The sequence below is a fragment of the Streptomyces sp. R818 genome, from assembly GCF_056172735.1.
This window is the reverse complement of record NZ_JAOCNE010000016.1, coordinates 339678-353548: the sequence shown is the minus strand read 5'-3', so window position 1 is coordinate 353548 and position 13871 is coordinate 339678. Positions and strand designations below refer to the sequence as shown.

14 protein-coding genes are annotated in these 13871 nt (G+C 71.0%); 9 read left to right on the top strand and 5 right to left on the bottom strand.

What is annotated here, in order from left to right; translation table 11 throughout:
* The first annotated feature begins 4 nt into the window (after positions 1–4).
* Genes N5I75_RS40035 through N5I75_RS40025 form a run of 3 tightly spaced genes read left to right on the top strand, consistent with a single transcriptional unit; the run spans position 5 to position 2300 of the window.
* Positions 5–226, top strand: coding sequence for a hypothetical protein (locus N5I75_RS40035; RefSeq protein WP_476685442.1), 222 nt, complete (start codon positions 5–7; stop codon positions 224–226).
* Positions 223–1200: an ATP-grasp ribosomal peptide maturase gene (tgmB, locus tag N5I75_RS40030; RefSeq protein ID WP_476685441.1), complete on the top strand. Its 978-nt coding sequence runs from the start codon at positions 223–225 to the stop codon at positions 1198–1200. Before N5I75_RS40035 ends, tgmB begins: the two co-directional genes overlap by 4 nt.
* Entirely contained in the window at positions 1197–2300 is a 1104-nt protein-coding gene (locus N5I75_RS40025) for a methyltransferase domain-containing protein (RefSeq protein ID WP_476685440.1), read from the top strand. Before tgmB ends, N5I75_RS40025 begins: the two co-directional genes overlap by 4 nt.
* Before the next feature lie 138 nt (positions 2301–2438).
* On the opposite strand, the gene N5I75_RS40020 is transcribed toward N5I75_RS40025, so the two are convergent.
* On the bottom strand, positions 2439–2897 hold the full coding sequence (locus tag N5I75_RS40020; RefSeq protein ID WP_476685439.1) for a MarR family winged helix-turn-helix transcriptional regulator: 459 nt from the start codon (positions 2895–2897) through the stop codon (positions 2439–2441).
* A gap of 218 nt (positions 2898–3115) precedes the next feature.
* Positions 3116–4546 (bottom strand): esterase/lipase family protein, encoded by a 1431-nt coding sequence (locus tag N5I75_RS40015; RefSeq protein WP_476685437.1) that lies wholly within the window; start codon positions 4544–4546, stop codon positions 3116–3118.
* A gap of 86 nt (positions 4547–4632) precedes the next feature.
* On the opposite strand from N5I75_RS40015, the gene N5I75_RS40010 reads away from it, so the two are divergent.
* From N5I75_RS40010 to N5I75_RS39985, 6 genes are all read left to right on the top strand, one after another.
* Positions 4633–6894, top strand: a complete 2262-nt coding sequence (locus N5I75_RS40010) for a hypothetical protein (RefSeq protein WP_476685435.1) — start codon at positions 4633–4635, stop codon at positions 6892–6894.
* Positions 6875–9223 (top strand): WD40 repeat domain-containing protein, encoded by a 2349-nt coding sequence (locus N5I75_RS40005; RefSeq protein WP_476685433.1) that lies wholly within the window; start codon positions 6875–6877, stop codon positions 9221–9223. Before N5I75_RS40010 ends, N5I75_RS40005 begins: the two co-directional genes overlap by 20 nt.
* Before the next feature lie 361 nt (positions 9224–9584).
* The gene (locus N5I75_RS40000; protein ID WP_476685431.1) at positions 9585–10277 is read left to right on the top strand and encodes an RES family NAD+ phosphorylase; all 693 of its coding nucleotides are present in this window, start codon (positions 9585–9587) and stop codon (positions 10275–10277) included.
* 407 nt (positions 10278–10684) lie between these two features.
* Positions 10685–11092 (top strand): XRE family transcriptional regulator, encoded by a 408-nt coding sequence (locus N5I75_RS39995; RefSeq protein ID WP_476685429.1) that lies wholly within the window; start codon positions 10685–10687, stop codon positions 11090–11092.
* A 120-nt stretch (positions 11093–11212) separates the two neighbouring features.
* Complete coding sequence (locus N5I75_RS39990; protein ID WP_476685427.1) at positions 11213–11473, top strand: hypothetical protein; 261 nt, start codon at positions 11213–11215, stop codon at positions 11471–11473.
* Positions 11452–11640 carry a hypothetical protein gene (locus tag N5I75_RS39985; protein ID WP_476685425.1) on the top strand — a complete coding sequence of 63 codons (189 nt, stop codon included), beginning with the start codon at positions 11452–11454 and terminating at the stop codon, positions 11638–11640. Before N5I75_RS39990 ends, N5I75_RS39985 begins: the two co-directional genes overlap by 22 nt.
* A gap of 91 nt (positions 11641–11731) precedes the next feature.
* Here the strand turns inward: N5I75_RS39985 and N5I75_RS39980 are convergent, their stop codons facing one another.
* The 3 genes from N5I75_RS39980 to N5I75_RS39970 are packed head-to-tail and all read right to left on the bottom strand — an operon-like array spanning position 11732 to position 13744.
* Positions 11732–12598, bottom strand: coding sequence for a tetratricopeptide repeat protein (locus N5I75_RS39980; protein WP_476685424.1), 867 nt, complete (start codon positions 12596–12598; stop codon positions 11732–11734).
* Positions 12595–13416, bottom strand: a complete 822-nt coding sequence (locus tag N5I75_RS39975) for a caspase, EACC1-associated type (protein ID WP_476685422.1) — start codon at positions 13414–13416, stop codon at positions 12595–12597. The genes N5I75_RS39980 and N5I75_RS39975 overlap by 4 nt, the downstream gene beginning before the upstream one ends.
* Entirely contained in the window at positions 13409–13744 is a 336-nt protein-coding gene (locus N5I75_RS39970; RefSeq protein WP_476685421.1) for an effector-associated constant component EACC1, read from the bottom strand. The genes N5I75_RS39975 and N5I75_RS39970 overlap by 8 nt, the downstream gene beginning before the upstream one ends.
* Positions 13745–13871: the final 127 nt, after the last annotated feature.

Here is a 13871-nt window from a genome sequence, read left to right as displayed (position 1 = left end):
TTCCATGTCAATCGTGACCATCCCGTTCGCCGCCCAGGCGGCCGAACTGCCCTGCCTGGTGACCACGACGGTCGACGGCATCACCTGGAACGCGGAGCGCCAGCTCAACGAGCGGAGTGACGGCACGCCCTGGCACACGCTGCCGCAGGCCGCCTCGACGACCGACACCAACCTCGACGGGCAGGGCGACGACGTCCAGGACCCGTACTACGCCTCCGCGTCGTGAGCGCCGCCGCCCGCCCCGTGCTCGTCGTCGCCGAGCGGCTCGACGCGTCGGCCGACATGGTCGTCGACCAGCTCAACCAGCGCGACGTGCCGGTCCTGCGCTTCGATGTCGCCGACTTTCCGCAACAGCTCACCCTCACCGCCACGCATCGGGGCGGCGCGCCGGGCTGGACGGGGACGTTGGACGACGGGCGCCGGACGGCGCGGCTGGAGGAGGTCCGGGCCGTCTACTGGAGGCGGCCCGGGCGCCCCCACATCGCCGACACCGTCCCCGATCCCTACCGCTCCTGGGCCCGGAACCAGGCGGACGCCGCCATGCTCAACCTGCTCGCCGCACTGCCGGTGCCGTGGCTCAACAACCCGCACATCGACCGGATCGCCGCACACAAGCCGCAGCAGCTCGTCACCGCGGCCCGCGCGGGACTCACCGTGCCACGCAGCATCATCACCAACGATCCGGAGGTGGCACGCGCGTTCGCCGAGCGGATCGAAGGACCGGTGATCTGCAAACCGATCCTGGGCGGACGCCTTGACGTCGGCCGGGACCGGCAGTTGATGGTCGCCACCCACGAAGTCGATCCGGCCGCGATCGACGCCACGCTCGCCACCACGGCGCACTACCTGCAAGAGCGTGTCCCCAAGGCGTACGAGGTGCGCCTGGTCGCCGTCGGCGACCGGCTGTTCGGCGGGACGCTGCACACCAGCTCCGAGAAGGCCGGTACCGACTGGCGCACCGACTACCACCACATCGACTACGGCACGGTCTCCGTCCCCGAGGACATCGCACAGGGGGTGCGCCGCTTCCTTGCCGCGTACGGCATCGCGTTCGGCAGTTTCGACTTCGCCGTCACCCCGGACGACGCGTGGGTGTTCTTCGAGAACAACCCGGCCGGAACCTGGGGCTGGGTCGAGAATCGCACCGGCCTTCCGATCGCCGCCGCGCACGCCGACCATCTTCTTGGAGCCGCCCGATGAACCGGCCCGACGCCGACGCCACCATCGCCCGGGCTCGGCGCGAGAAATTCGCCGCCGACCTCGCGCCCGACTCCGCATCCCCCTGGCGCACGGCGTTCGCACGAGTGCCCCGGCACGTGTTCGTGCCCCGCTTCTACCGGCAGCTCCCGGATATGTCCTGGCAGCCGGTCGAGCGGGAGGACGACGGCTACCTGGAGGCCGTCTACTCGGATACGGCGCTCACCACCCAGCTCGACGGCCAATCCATCCCCACCAGTTCCTCCAGCCGGCCTTCGCTGATGCTGAGCATGCTCGACGCCCTCGGCGCCCTGCCCGGACAGCGCGTGCTGGAACTGGGCACCGGCACCGGCTACAACCTCGCGCTGCTCGCCGACCGGCTCGGCGACGAGAATGTGGTGAGCATCGAGCCGGACACGGCGATCGTCCAGGCCGCTGTCCGGCATCTGGAGCAGGCCGGGTACCGGCCCACAGTGGTCGCCGGGGACGGCACGCTCGGCCATCCGCCCGGGGCCCCGTACGACCGCATCATCGCGACCGTGGGCCTGTCCCACATCCCGCACGCCCTCCTGGCGCAAGGCATGAGCGGCACGATCATCGTCGCGCCGCTCGGTCACGGCATCATCCGGCTCACGCTGACCGGCGACGGTTGCGCCGAGGGCCGCTTCCTGCCCCTGCCCGCGCGGTTCATGACCGTGCGCGGACCGTCTTCGCATCCGGACTTCGAGGCAGTCAGCCTGGCGCAACCCCCCAGGACCGGGGTGGCCCCCGAAGAGGTCTGTGGCCGCCTTCAGTTCGCGTTGTCTCTCGCCCTGCCCGGACACACCACCTGCACTTGGCGGGGGAACGGGGGACGGCTCGAAGCTGTGGGGATCTGGACACCGGACGGATCGACCGCGCTCGTCCACGCGTCGGGGGAGGTGCGGCAGACAGGGGCGCGGCGTGTGTGGGACACCGTGGAACAGGTGGCCTCTGCCCTGCCGCAGCAGTGCGAACGGGAGGACTTCAGCCTCACTGTCATCCCTGAGGAGCAAGTGATTACTTACGGCGGAACAGGGGGCCCTCAGTGGCGGCTGCCGCTCGCCCTCACACCTGGCAGCTGACCCTGGACACGTTCGAGGCGCGGGGGCTGCCGAAGCGGCGGCCCTGCTCACGTTGCTGGCCCGGTTCGCCGCAGAACCTGTGCCGCCGCCCTTGCTCGGTCACCACGCACGCACCCCGACACCACCGGGGCCGAAACACTAGTGGTGCCAAGCTCGCCCGCCCGTATTGCGGATGAACCGCTGCAACACCTTGAGGGTGGTCAAGTACTCCTCGTCGGAGACGCCCGCGTGCCGTTCCGCCCAGAGCTCGTCCTGGAGGAGCGCGGCCTTCTCGTAGAACGCCCTCCCTTCGGCCGTGATGCCCAGGCGGCCCTCGGCGTCCTCAGTGATCCACCCCTGGCCGATGGTCGCGTCCAGCTCCGATTCCAGGGTCTCCCGGCCGACGTCGAGGTAGTTCCGGAGAAGGCGGGACACTTCGTCACGGGTTTTGACGGTGTCCGCGCGTGCCACCTGCGCGAGGACCCACCACTGCGGTTGGGTGGTGCCGATCCCGGCGAGTGCGGCCCGGGTCCGGTCGACGACGGCCTTGTAGGCCGCCCAGCTCCAGTAGCCGATGGGCTGTTTGATCAGGTCGGTGTCGCCGTGCGAGTACTCCATGGCCGGGCTCCCTGCCGTTGTCCGAATCGGTTCGACGAGATCGACCGTAGAAACTCAACCGGACTTGAGGTCAACAGCGTGCGAGTCGGCTCCGCCGAGAGGGCGCGCGCGGCTGAGCCGGTGATCCCACCTTGCACGTCCGTGGCATCCGGTGCACCGATTGCGGCTCTCTCACCCGCGAGGTGCTCCTCGCGGCTCACCGATACAGCGACCAGGAGTCAGTCCTCCGTCTCCATGGCAGCCGCACCCGCCTCCCCCACCAGCACCAACTGACTGACCGTGTACCGGTCGCGGGTGTGCAGCGCCACCCTGTACAAACCCGGCGCGTCCACCGTGACCGTCGCCGTCGGGCATCCGTCCCGCATCTGGGCCCGGAGCGGGCGCTCCGTGCCCGTCTCCGTGTCGGTCAGGGTGAAGGTCAGGCCCTGCATCGTGTCGACGTCCGGGGCCGTCGCCTCCCAGGGCACGCCCGCCTCGGCCAAGTCGGGGACGGAGAGGGCCGCGCCGGGGCCGCCGTCGCCGGGGAGGGGCGGGCCCTGGGGGATGTCCTCCAGGAGGATGTCGGCGACCGTGTCGAGGACGCTGTCGGCGCGGGCCAGGTCGCCGTGCTGGACGGGGAGCAGAGAGACGTGCCGGGACAGGGACGCCGCGTCGCGGTAGACCGTGCCGTCGCCGTGTGCCGAGAAGTGCAGGATCTGGCCCGCGGCGTCGCGGATGAGCGTGCCGTCGGAGTGCTGGCGGGCCCCAGCCTCGTACGCCGTCACCTGGCCGGACGTCAGGGACAGGCTCTGGTAGGTGGGCTGGCGGGTGCCTACGACCGCACGGTGGTCGGGGAGGGGGACTGCTTGCTGGCTTGCGTGGAAGGCCAACGCGTCGCGGGCCAGGTCCGGGTGGCCGCCGAGCGCCGTCACGTCGGACACGTCGAGGCGGCGTACGTCGTCGGTCGTGCGCAGGCAGCGGTAGAGCGGCAGCAGGTCGTGCAGGCCCGGCATCGTGGCGCAGAGGTCACGGAGTCGCGCGTGCGGGAGCGGGACCGGGGCACCGCGCCCGCTGTTGAGGATGACCGTCGCCTTCACCGAGCCGTAGAAGGGCGTGCCCAGGGTGACGACCGTGCGGGTGTCCGCGGCCAGGTCGTCGAAGTGGCTGCCGTCCAGGGCGCTGCGCGTGACCAGGCCGCCCATGGAGTGCGCGAGGAAGACGAGGCGGGCCGGGCGTCCGTCGGCGCGGTGGCGGAGGGCCGCCAGGTGCGCGGGGTGCGTGCGCCAGGCCGTGAGGTGTGCGCGGGCCCGCGCGGCGAGCAGCTTGCCGTTCGTCGCGACGGGCAGGCGCCAGTCGTACGGGAACGTCATGATCGCGGCGGGGTCGGCCACGTAGTCCCGGACCGTGTCGATCAGGTCGGTGTACGGCTCCTGGCCGCGCAGGTACGGGGTCCACGTGCCGTGGCGCAGGAGCTGGGTCGCCTGGACGCGGCCCGTCTTGCCGGTGAGTTCGTCCTCGGTGAGGTGGAGGCCGGCCAGGCCGTCGCGCCGGGTCCATGCGCGCAGCAGCCAGCGTGCGCCCGACAGGCCCCACAGGACCTCGCCGGTCTCGGCCAGGCGCAACTCGCTGCCCATGATCCCGGGAACGATGACGACCGCGTCCTGCGTCACATGATGAGGTAACTCTGCCTGTGCCGAGGCGGGTCGGACCTCGCCGACCTGTCGCTGGAAGCTCATGGACGGGAACAATAGGCAAGATGAGCGAGCAACGGGGGCCGGTCATGGCTGTTGCTGCCGAGCCGGACGTACCGGATGTACCGCAGTGGCCGCACGGGCCGCTGGAGACAGGGCCGCGCGGACTGCTCGTCGGCCTGGTCGTCCCGGACGGCGACCCCTCCTTCGACGAGGCGGTGGAGCAGCAACTCGCGGCATTGGAGTTGTGGTGGCCGCGCCACGAGGAGGCGTTCGACTGGCGGCTGTCCGAGACGCCGCACGGTACGCCGCTGTCGACGCGCCACGAGGTCGAGGCCTACCTGAGCGCGAGCGGCCTGCGCGACACCGACGCCGCGACCCCGCTGATCCTCTTCGTCAGCGCGCACGGCCTGTCCGCCAAGTCCAGCCGCCACTACCTGCGCCTGCCCGACACCTCCGACGAACGCCTCCTCGCCACCGCCGTGCCCACGTCCGCGCTCGCCTACGCGGCCCTCGACTCCCGCGCCCACGACGTCCTGGTCATCCTCAACATGTGCGAGTCGGCGGCCGTGCAGAGCGAACTCGTCTCGCTCCAGGACGACCTGGCGCCCTCCCGCAAGGAGGAGGCCCGGCTCAACGTCCTCGCCACCACCGAACGCGGCCGCACGGTCCTCGGCCTCGAACTGGCCCGCGTCCTCTCCCGCGCCCACCTCCTGGCCACCACCAGCGAGCAGATCGCGCACCCGCATCTGACGATGAGCGAGTTCACGCAGCTCCTCAACCGCGCGGCGAAGCTGTTGGAGGACGAGCGGCCTGTACGGCGCAACGCGCGGCGCGCCCACGCCCGCGTCAACATCCCCCAGCCGCTGCTCACCCAGTGGCAGCACGAGCGCTCGCGGGCGCTGCCCAATCCCGGCTACGAGCCCTCGCCACGGGTCGCCGAGGACGCGGTCAGCGATGTCGCGGCGACCTTCGACGAGCTGGAGCACTGGCTGGAGAAGGCGAGCGGCAGGCTCGACAAGGCCGACGGCGGCTGGTACTTCTCCGGGCGCACCCGCCTCAACCGGCTCCTCGTCGACTTCGTGCAGAGCCCGCGCGGCGCGATGATCGTCACCGGGGGCGCGGGAACGGGCAAGTCGGCGCTGCTCGGCCGGATGGTGACGCTCAGCGACCCGCTGTTCCGCGGCGAGGAGCGCTACAAGACCGCGCTCGACGGGCCGCCCGAGACGATCCCGCCGCCCGGCGCGGTCAGCGCGGCGATCTCCGCCCGCAACCACACCGCGCTGAGCGCCCTGCGCCAGCTCGGCGAGGCGCTGGGCTGCGCGCCCGGCGAAGGGAGCGTCGAACTGGGCGACTGGCAGGGCGCGTTGGAGGAGTTCCTCTCCCGTCCCGGCCCGCCCGTCACCGTCGTCGTGGACGGTCTCGACGAGGCGTACGACCCGACGCACTTCATCACCACGGCGCTCGCCCCGTTCGTCACCGCGACCCGGCCCGCGCGGCGCGGGGCGGGCGTGCCCGCGCCCGCCGGACGGGGCCCCGCCACGCGGCGCCGCAAGGTGCGGCTGCTGCTCGGCGTCCGCAGCGCCCGGCCGACCCCCGCGAAGGCGGGCGACGGCGCGCCCCGGTCACCAGCCGCCGACGACCTCCTCCGCGAACTCGCCGACCGCTTCCCGCACGCCCGCACCGTGCGCTGCGACACCGACCCGGACGAGGACATCGACGCCTACGTACGGGTGCTGCTGCGCGACCAGGAGCAGTGGGGCGCGGCGGCCGTCACACGGGCCGCCCGGGTCGTGGGCGCCCGCGCCGCCGGCTCCTTCCTGCACGCCCGGCTCGCCGTGGAACAACTGCGGGCCGAGGGCCCCGCGCTGCTCACCGACCGCGACTGGCTGGACCGCGTCGGCGAGGGCATCACGGGCCTGCTCCGCACCGACATCGAACTCGCCGTCGCCGCGGGCAGCGGGCTCACCGCCGAGGAGGCCGTCGGGCTGCTGCGCGCCAGCGCGTTCGCGCTGGGGCGCGGGGTCGCGTGGGGGGACGTGTGGCCCGCGCTGACCGCCGCCGTGCTTCGAGCGCCCCTCGACGACCCCGACGAGAAGATCCGCCAGCTGCTGAAGAGCCGCCTCGCCGGGTATCTCACCACTGACCACGAGGACGACCGCGTGGTCTACCGCCCCGCCCACGAACAACTGGCCCAGATCCTGCGCCGCTGGCCCACGACACGGCCCGGCACACGATCTGACACCCACCCTGACACACGCCCCGACACACACCCCGAGGCACGACCTGATACGCGAAAGGCCCCTTGTGATCGACCAGCCCGGTGACGCCGCCGACGGCGAAGCCGCCGTACACGCGCGCATCGCCGAGCAACTGGCTCGCCTCGGCGGCGACACGGATCAGCCCCCACCCCCATACGTACGACGTCACCTGACCCGGCACGCCGCGCTCGGCCACGTCCTCGACGACGCGCGGGTGCCGCCGCAGGCGCTCGCCTGGGACACCGGGGGCGGGATCCGCGCGCTGCTGCACCACACCCCGGCGGGCGGGCCACGGCACTGGCTGACGGCCTGGTCGGCGATAGAGCCCTACCTGCGTGAGCAGCCGCTGCCGTCGCGCATGGCGAGCCTGCACCTCGCCCACACCGCGCTGACCTTCCCGGACACGCCGCGCACCCGGATGCCGCCGGAGGCCGCACCGCCCGCCGACTCCCCGCTGACCGCCCACTACGCCGACTGGCGCCTGTCCGCGAACATCTGGGCCACGCTCCCCGCCACCCCGACGCGGCTGCTCACCCTGGTCCATCCGCGCCGCGGGCTCCAGATCGCCGTCGCCACCGCGACCGGCACCCTGGAGTTCCTCGACGCCGCGACCGCCCACCCGGCAGGGGCCCCGCTCGCCGCGCACACCGGCGAGATCCGCGCCCTGCACGTCAGCCCGCCGGGCCCCGGCGGGCGCCAGTACCTCGTGACCGCCAGCACCGACGGCACCGTACGGCTGTGGGACGCGCACCGGCACGCGGCGCTCGGCCACCACACCGACTCCACCTGGTTCGACGACGCCGTGTCCTGCTTCGACGACCAGGGCGAGCATGTGGTGTGGACCGTCAACGGGCGCAGCGAGCTGGCCAGTTGGGCTCCGCCCGAGTCCTCCCGTACGGTCGTCACCGCTCCCCCGGTGCTGCGCGGCGCGCTGACCACCCTCGTCGACACCGACGGCGAACGCGTCCTCGTCCACGCCGCGCACCACCTGACCGTGCACCACCTCGACGGCACCGTCCGCGCCACCCACTGCCTGCCGTCGCCCGCGCGTACGGTCACGCCGGGTGCCGGGCCCGGCCTGTTCCACTGCGGGCACGCGGACGGCAGCATGACCTCCTGGTCCGTCACGGAAGGGCGGCTGCCTGGCACCGCGCCCGGCCACGGTGAGCCGGTGAAGGATCTGTGCCTGCTCGCCCTGGACGACGACGAGGAGTACGTCGTCCTCGCCGCCGCCCGCGGCCACTCCGTCACCCTGTGGGAGCCCGCCACCGGCAGCGTCGCCGACCTGCGCGGCCACACCGACACCGTCACCGCGCTCGCCGCCCTGCCCGAGAGCCCGGACCGCCCGGGCGCGCTCCTGTCGGGCGCCGCCGACGCGACGCTGCGTCTGTGGACGGCGGCCGACATCGACCGCGTACTCGGCGAGGACAGCCCCCTTGGTGCCCCCGCGCCCCGCCCCACGGCGGGCACCGCCCTCTGGCACAGCGACGCGGGCCCCCTCATCGCCACGGCCCACGACACCTCCGTACGCCTGACCGCCACGCGCAGCGGCGAGACGACGACGGCGCTGACCGGCCCCGCGCCCGTGCTCGGCGTGACGTGGGCGCGGCGCGGCGGCGCGCAGCGGTTGCTGCTGTCCGCCGACACCACCGGCACGGTCACGGCCTGGGACCCGGCGGCCCCGGACCGCTGCCCCCTCGCCCCCCTCGACTGCGACGGCGCGCCCACCCGCCACCTGGCCGCCTGCGCGAGCCCGGACGGCGCCCTCGCCCTGCTCCTGACCGCCTCCGACGACTACCGCATCCGCCTGTGGGACCTGCACACCGCGAGCCTTCTGCGCACCTGGGAGGGGCACGCGATGAGCGTCAAGGCGCTCGCCGCCGCCTGCACGGAGGAGGGCGCGCCGTGGCTCGCCAGCGCGGGCACCGAGGGCGTCGTCCGCCTGTGGGACCCGGAACTGGCCGACGACAGCGCCGACCTGATCCGCTGCGACCAGGGCATCCTCCACGCGCTCGCCATCAACACCGCCCCGGCCGACGGCCTCCCGCCGTTCCTGGTCACCGCGGGCGACCAGGCCGACGTACGGCTGTGGGACCTGGCCACGACGCAGCCGCTCGGGCCGCGCCTGACGGGCCATCACGCGCCGGTCCACGCCGTGGCGACCTTCACCGCCGAGCACCGTACGTACGTGGTCAGCGCCTCCCGCGACGGCATCGTCCTGCTGTGGGACGCGGCGACGTGCCGCCGCCTGCTGACCGTGGCGACCGCGACCCCGTTGACCTGGCTGGACGCCACGCCGCATCCAGGGACGGCCACGGCGGACCTGGCGATGGCGGGACCGGCGGGGGCGGCGCTGACGAGCCTGGACCTCTCGCATCCGGCGCTGGCCCGCTGAGAGGCTCGCGGCCGGGGGCGACACATGCTTTCGGCCTATGCGCCCCCCGGAATGCCTCGTGCGCCCCCGGGATGTCTCGCAAGTGACTCGCGCCCCGGCCGTCCGGCCGAGCACAATTGATCAATTGGCTGCCGCCCTGTCTCTGACCTCCCGGTCAGGGTCTCTGGTCAGGGGTCTCTGGTCAGGGGTCTCTGGTCAGGGGTCTCTGGTCAGTTTCTCTGGTCAGTTTCTCTGGCCGGGGTCTTTGGTCGGGTCTTTGGTCGGGGCAGGCGGTCCAGCGAACCACCCGAGCCAGCCGGCCGGCGCCGGCGGGCCGCCCCGTTCAGACGGCCTGGACGGACGACGACCGGAGCCGAGAACCATGATCCCCAGTCCCACAGCCGACGTCAGACTGATACCGGCCCCCGCCGACGGCGTATGGCGACTGGGCAAAACCCCTGACCCGCTCAGCTACGACACCCTCGCCCCCGCGGACGAGACCAGCACGGCGGGCAACGCCTGGAGCTCCAGCACCTACGGCACCCTCTACTGCGCCTCCCAGCAGGACGGCTGCTTCGCCGAGGCGCTCGCCCCGTTCCGCGTCCACCCCGACATGCGCGAACTCGTCGACCACGACTGGCACGAGCCGTACTTCGTCGGTCCGGGGAAGATGGTGCGCGACTGGAGCGCCAAGCACACCCTGCTGCGATTAGAACCCGCCAAGGACAGCCGCTTCCTTGACGTCGACGACGACACCACCCTCAAGGCGCTCACCGAGCTCCTCGCCCCGCGGCTCCAGGAACTGGGAGTCACCCGCCCCGAACTCACCCGCGAGCACACGCACGGCTTCCATCGCCGCCTGACCCGCGCGATCGCCCGCTGGGCCCACGCCCAGCGCACCCCGCAGGGCACGCCGAGCATCCACGGGATCGCGTACAAGTCGCGGTTCGGGATGCGCCAGTGCTGGGCCATCTTCGACAACACGACCGTCGAGCGCCTGGAGTCGACGTACGTGTTCCCGGAGTCGGTGCCCCTCGCCATGGTGGCGCGGGAGTACGGCCTGCAGATGTTCTGAACCCCGGGATCCCCGGCTTACCCACCCTCCAACCCCACCTCGAACACACCTGAACCCCACCCGCAAAGGGGTCTGCCATCCGACGGAAAGCAGCCAAAGTCCGCGCTGTCGACCATGGCCGGAAACAGTCACCACCGCGAAGAATGCGCAGGTGAGAGCCGTTGGAACGACGACTTCCGGCGCGCGTCAGGGCATATGACATTTCCTCAAAGTGGACGTCGACAGGTGGAGTTGACCTACCTGCGTGGGTACCCTTTTGGAAATCGGTTCTATTGGAGAGCCCCAGAGACTTCGAGAGGGAGGGCAAGGGCACCATGAAGCAGGCCGTGCGGCGGACGTCGCCGCGATCACAGGGGGCGGCCACCGTGCCCACCCAGTCCTTCCTACTCCGTACGAGGGAGACCCCTATGTCCGCGACCAAGGCCAAGCCGCCCCGGAGCGCTTCCGCGGCCCTTCAGGCGCACAGCGCCGCCGTGAGCACCCCGATCGCCGACATAGCGCGATTCCTCCAGGACAATCTCGGCCAGCGCCTGACCGCGCGGATGGCCGGGATCAGCGACGCCAAGCAGGTGGGCCGCTGGGCCGCCGGCACCAGCAGGCCGCGCCCGGAGGCCGAGGCCCGCCTGATCGACGCCATCCAGATCTTCCACCTGATCCAGGCCGCGGAGTCCGTCTACACCGCCCGCGCCTGGATGATCGGCATGAACCCGCAACTGGAGGACATGGCCCCGGCCATGTGTATCGCCGACGACCGCGCGCGTGACGTGATGGTCGCGGCCCGCGCCTATGTCGAGGCGACGGACAGCGCCGCCTGAACAGCGCCCCACTTCACGCTCCACTGACCGCATGCCCCCTGCTGGGCGTGCGGTCAGCGCGTTCTCGGACTTAGGCGCAGCGTCGCGGCCGACAGGACGACGCCGCATATCGTTGCGGGCATGGCCGAGTCGACGATCTTCCAGCAGCTCAGCGACCACGCCGACCTGATCAACAGGCGCGACGCCGGCTTCAGCGCGGCCGAGATCTCCCGCGGCCAGGTGGTCAGCATGAAGCGCCCGCCCGGAATGCACGGACTGATCGCGACCCGGATCCGCCAGCAGCTCGACCCGCAGGTCGCTGCGCATACTCCGCCCACCCGGACAACGGCTATGTCGGCAAGCTCCGCGACTACCCCGCCATGGGCATCGAGAGCTACCTGATCGTCGATCCCCGCGACGGAACCGTGCACCACCACTGGAACATCAAGGGCCACGGCGCCGGCGCCGTCTACGCCAACCACACGGAGCACTCCTACGGGGACCACGTCGACCTCGGCCGCGATTTCACGCTCGACACGTCCGTCCTCAAGCGCTACCCGCAACCGTGACTGGGGCGCAGGCCGCCCGCACGCCCGCGCCGGAGATGGTGGACACTGCGTATGCCTCGAACGCGCCGCGCTCGGGCCCTTTCAAGGTTGGCTACGACCATCCGAGGAAGCGGATGCAACTCTGCGCGAAAGTACGCGGGGACGCGCCTGCGCTACGGATCAGTTCCCGGAACTCGGCGGCGTCGTGTTCGATGCTGTCCTCTGTGGGCAGGAACGCGAGACCGAAGTAGTAGGACAGGGCGGCCCTCTCCTGTTCCGCGAGAGTTCCCCACTCGCCGCGGGAGTCTCCGCAGGCTCGGGCCACCTCGTCGATCAGTGCGGCGTTGGCGAGAATCTCGCTCCGCCATTCCTGTTTGATCCAGCGCTCGCGGTTGGCGAAAAGGCGCTCCACGTCACTCTGCGTTGCCGTGCGTTTCGAGATCTTGGAGATGATGTCGCCCTGTGCGTCTGCTCGTTTGCTTGCCATGGTCTCCCCCTGCCGTCTGGTTCGCGGTACGTGATCCTGCACGGGTTCTGTCTGGAATGTTCGGGCGTGAGCCAGCGGTCCCAGCCCGCGCGAAAGTCGTTCCTTCAGTCCGTCCCGTGCTTTTTCGGCCCCCCCGTGTCCGCCGCGTGCCGCCGTCTCGTACCACTTGAGCGCTTCGACGGTGTCCCCGAGATGGTCTTCACAAAGCAGGCCGAGCCAATAGGCGCCGTAAATGTTTCCCTTTTCCGCGGCTCGCCTGTACCAGTACTCCGCTCCGTCGATATCGCTGGGTACAGGAGGCTGCGTGCTGGCTTCGAGCCGGGCTCTCGTGCTGCCTTCCAGTATGAGTCCCAGTCTGCCCATCGCATCAGTCTGCCCCAATTCGGCGGCGGCTCTGTACAGCTTCTCCATCTTCTCGAAGTTCTCCAGGCCCGCTCCGTCCCAGTCTGATTCGAGAGCATATGCCGCTTCGAACATTTCATCGGCACTCATGCCGGAACGGAGGGGTGCCGCCGCACTTGCGAGGACAGGAGGTTCACCGGGTGTATCTGCGTGCACTTCCGCGCGATTGCGCGCGAAGATGAACGACGCCGCTTGATCGCTGACGCGGCAGCCTGGTACGGGTTTACCGTCGCGCGCCAGAGCGTCGGCGGCCTTTTCGAAAATGGGCCCGAGAGTGAGCCCCTCAGGTGGTTCGGGATGCCTTTTTCAATGACATCGACCAGGTACTTGGTGAAGTAGGTCTGCGGCCGGGGATTCTCGGCTGAGGTTTCGAACCAGGCGGTGGTGAACTCGCCGCTGGCCATCATCAGGTAGAAGCCCGGCGAGCGCGGTATGTCGTGCGTACCACCCAGCCGGCCGTGCCGGTCGGCAGCCAGGCCCGCGAAGCAGCAGTCGAGGATCGCGATCTTCGTGGCTGCCTTGCTGGCCCGAAATGCCTGGCGGACCGCGTCGAAGGTGAGGCTGGTCGTCGTGCGCAGAACGGGATCGGGGCTGGAGTCGCCCACGGCGAGACAGAGCCTGTCGTCGCTGTCGTACTGGCCGTGGCCGACGTAGTAGAAGAAGGCGACGTCCATGGCCTCGCGTAACCACAGCACCAGCTCGTGGTGCAGCTCGCCGGGCTTGCTCCGGTTTTCGGCGCGGAGAATCCGTTCCTGTGGCCAGCTGCCGCACAGGGGGCTGGTCAGCAGCGTTCGCATTCTGTGGAGACTGTGCCTGGCGGCAGGCACCGCTGTGAGGTGACGGTAGTCCCAGGTCCCCATCAGTACGGCTCTGGACCGGGAGAAATCACCGTCCAGGGCATCAGGCATCCAGGGCCCTCTCCACGATGGGGATCACCTCGTCCACGTTGTCGGCGGTGATCGTCACCGTGCGGTCGGCGGTCTTCACCGTGACCGATACGCTGGAGCGGCGGGAGCGAATGAACGCCGGCAGTGTCTTGACCGCCACCGCGAGCGCGCCGCTCCCGACAGCGGCTACCTGGAGTACGTCCCAGGCTCCGAGTTCCTCGTCCGCGGGCTTTCCCGGTATCTGAGTGATCTCCACGCCGGGGACCCGGTCCAGGTGTTCACGCAGTGACCGCAGTTCGCCAGGGTCTGAAAGCGTCAGCTCAACGTGGTGAAACACCGTCCCGGTCAACTCAGCTGCCTCTCGCCGTGACTCGTGGTGTGCTCAGTTCCACTCCAGATCATCCCAGGCCGTCGTCGTCCCTGGGAAGAGAGCCAGGACGCCGTAGCGAACGGCCCTCGCCAGGGTGCGGACCGGG

Excerpts from the sequence above, each read along its gene's own strand:
- N5I75_RS40035 (WP_476685442.1), top strand. The coding sequence starts at position 5 with ATGTCAATCGTGACCATCCCGTTCGCCGCCCAGGCGGCCGAACTGCCC.
- N5I75_RS40020 (WP_476685439.1), bottom strand. The coding sequence starts at position 2,897 with ATGGAGTACTCGCACGGCGACACCGACCTGATCAAACAGCCCATCGGC.
- N5I75_RS39975 (WP_476685422.1), bottom strand. The coding sequence starts at position 13,416 with ATGCCTGATGCCCTGGACGGTGATTTCTCCCGGTCCAGAGCCGTACTG.
- N5I75_RS39995 (WP_476685429.1), top strand. The coding sequence starts at position 10,685 with ATGTCCGCGACCAAGGCCAAGCCGCCCCGGAGCGCTTCCGCGGCCCTT.
- N5I75_RS40000 (WP_476685431.1), top strand. The coding sequence starts at position 9,585 with ATGATCCCCAGTCCCACAGCCGACGTCAGACTGATACCGGCCCCCGCC.
- N5I75_RS40010 (WP_476685435.1), top strand. The coding sequence starts at position 4,633 with ATGAGCGAGCAACGGGGGCCGGTCATGGCTGTTGCTGCCGAGCCGGAC.
- N5I75_RS40025 (WP_476685440.1), top strand. The coding sequence starts at position 1,197 with ATGAACCGGCCCGACGCCGACGCCACCATCGCCCGGGCTCGGCGCGAG.
- N5I75_RS39990 (WP_476685427.1), top strand. The coding sequence starts at position 11,213 with ATGGCCGAGTCGACGATCTTCCAGCAGCTCAGCGACCACGCCGACCTG.
- N5I75_RS39985 (WP_476685425.1), top strand. The coding sequence starts at position 11,452 with ATGGGCATCGAGAGCTACCTGATCGTCGATCCCCGCGACGGAACCGTG.
- N5I75_RS39980 (WP_476685424.1), bottom strand. The coding sequence starts at position 12,598 with ATGAGTGCCGATGAAATGTTCGAAGCGGCATATGCTCTCGAATCAGAC.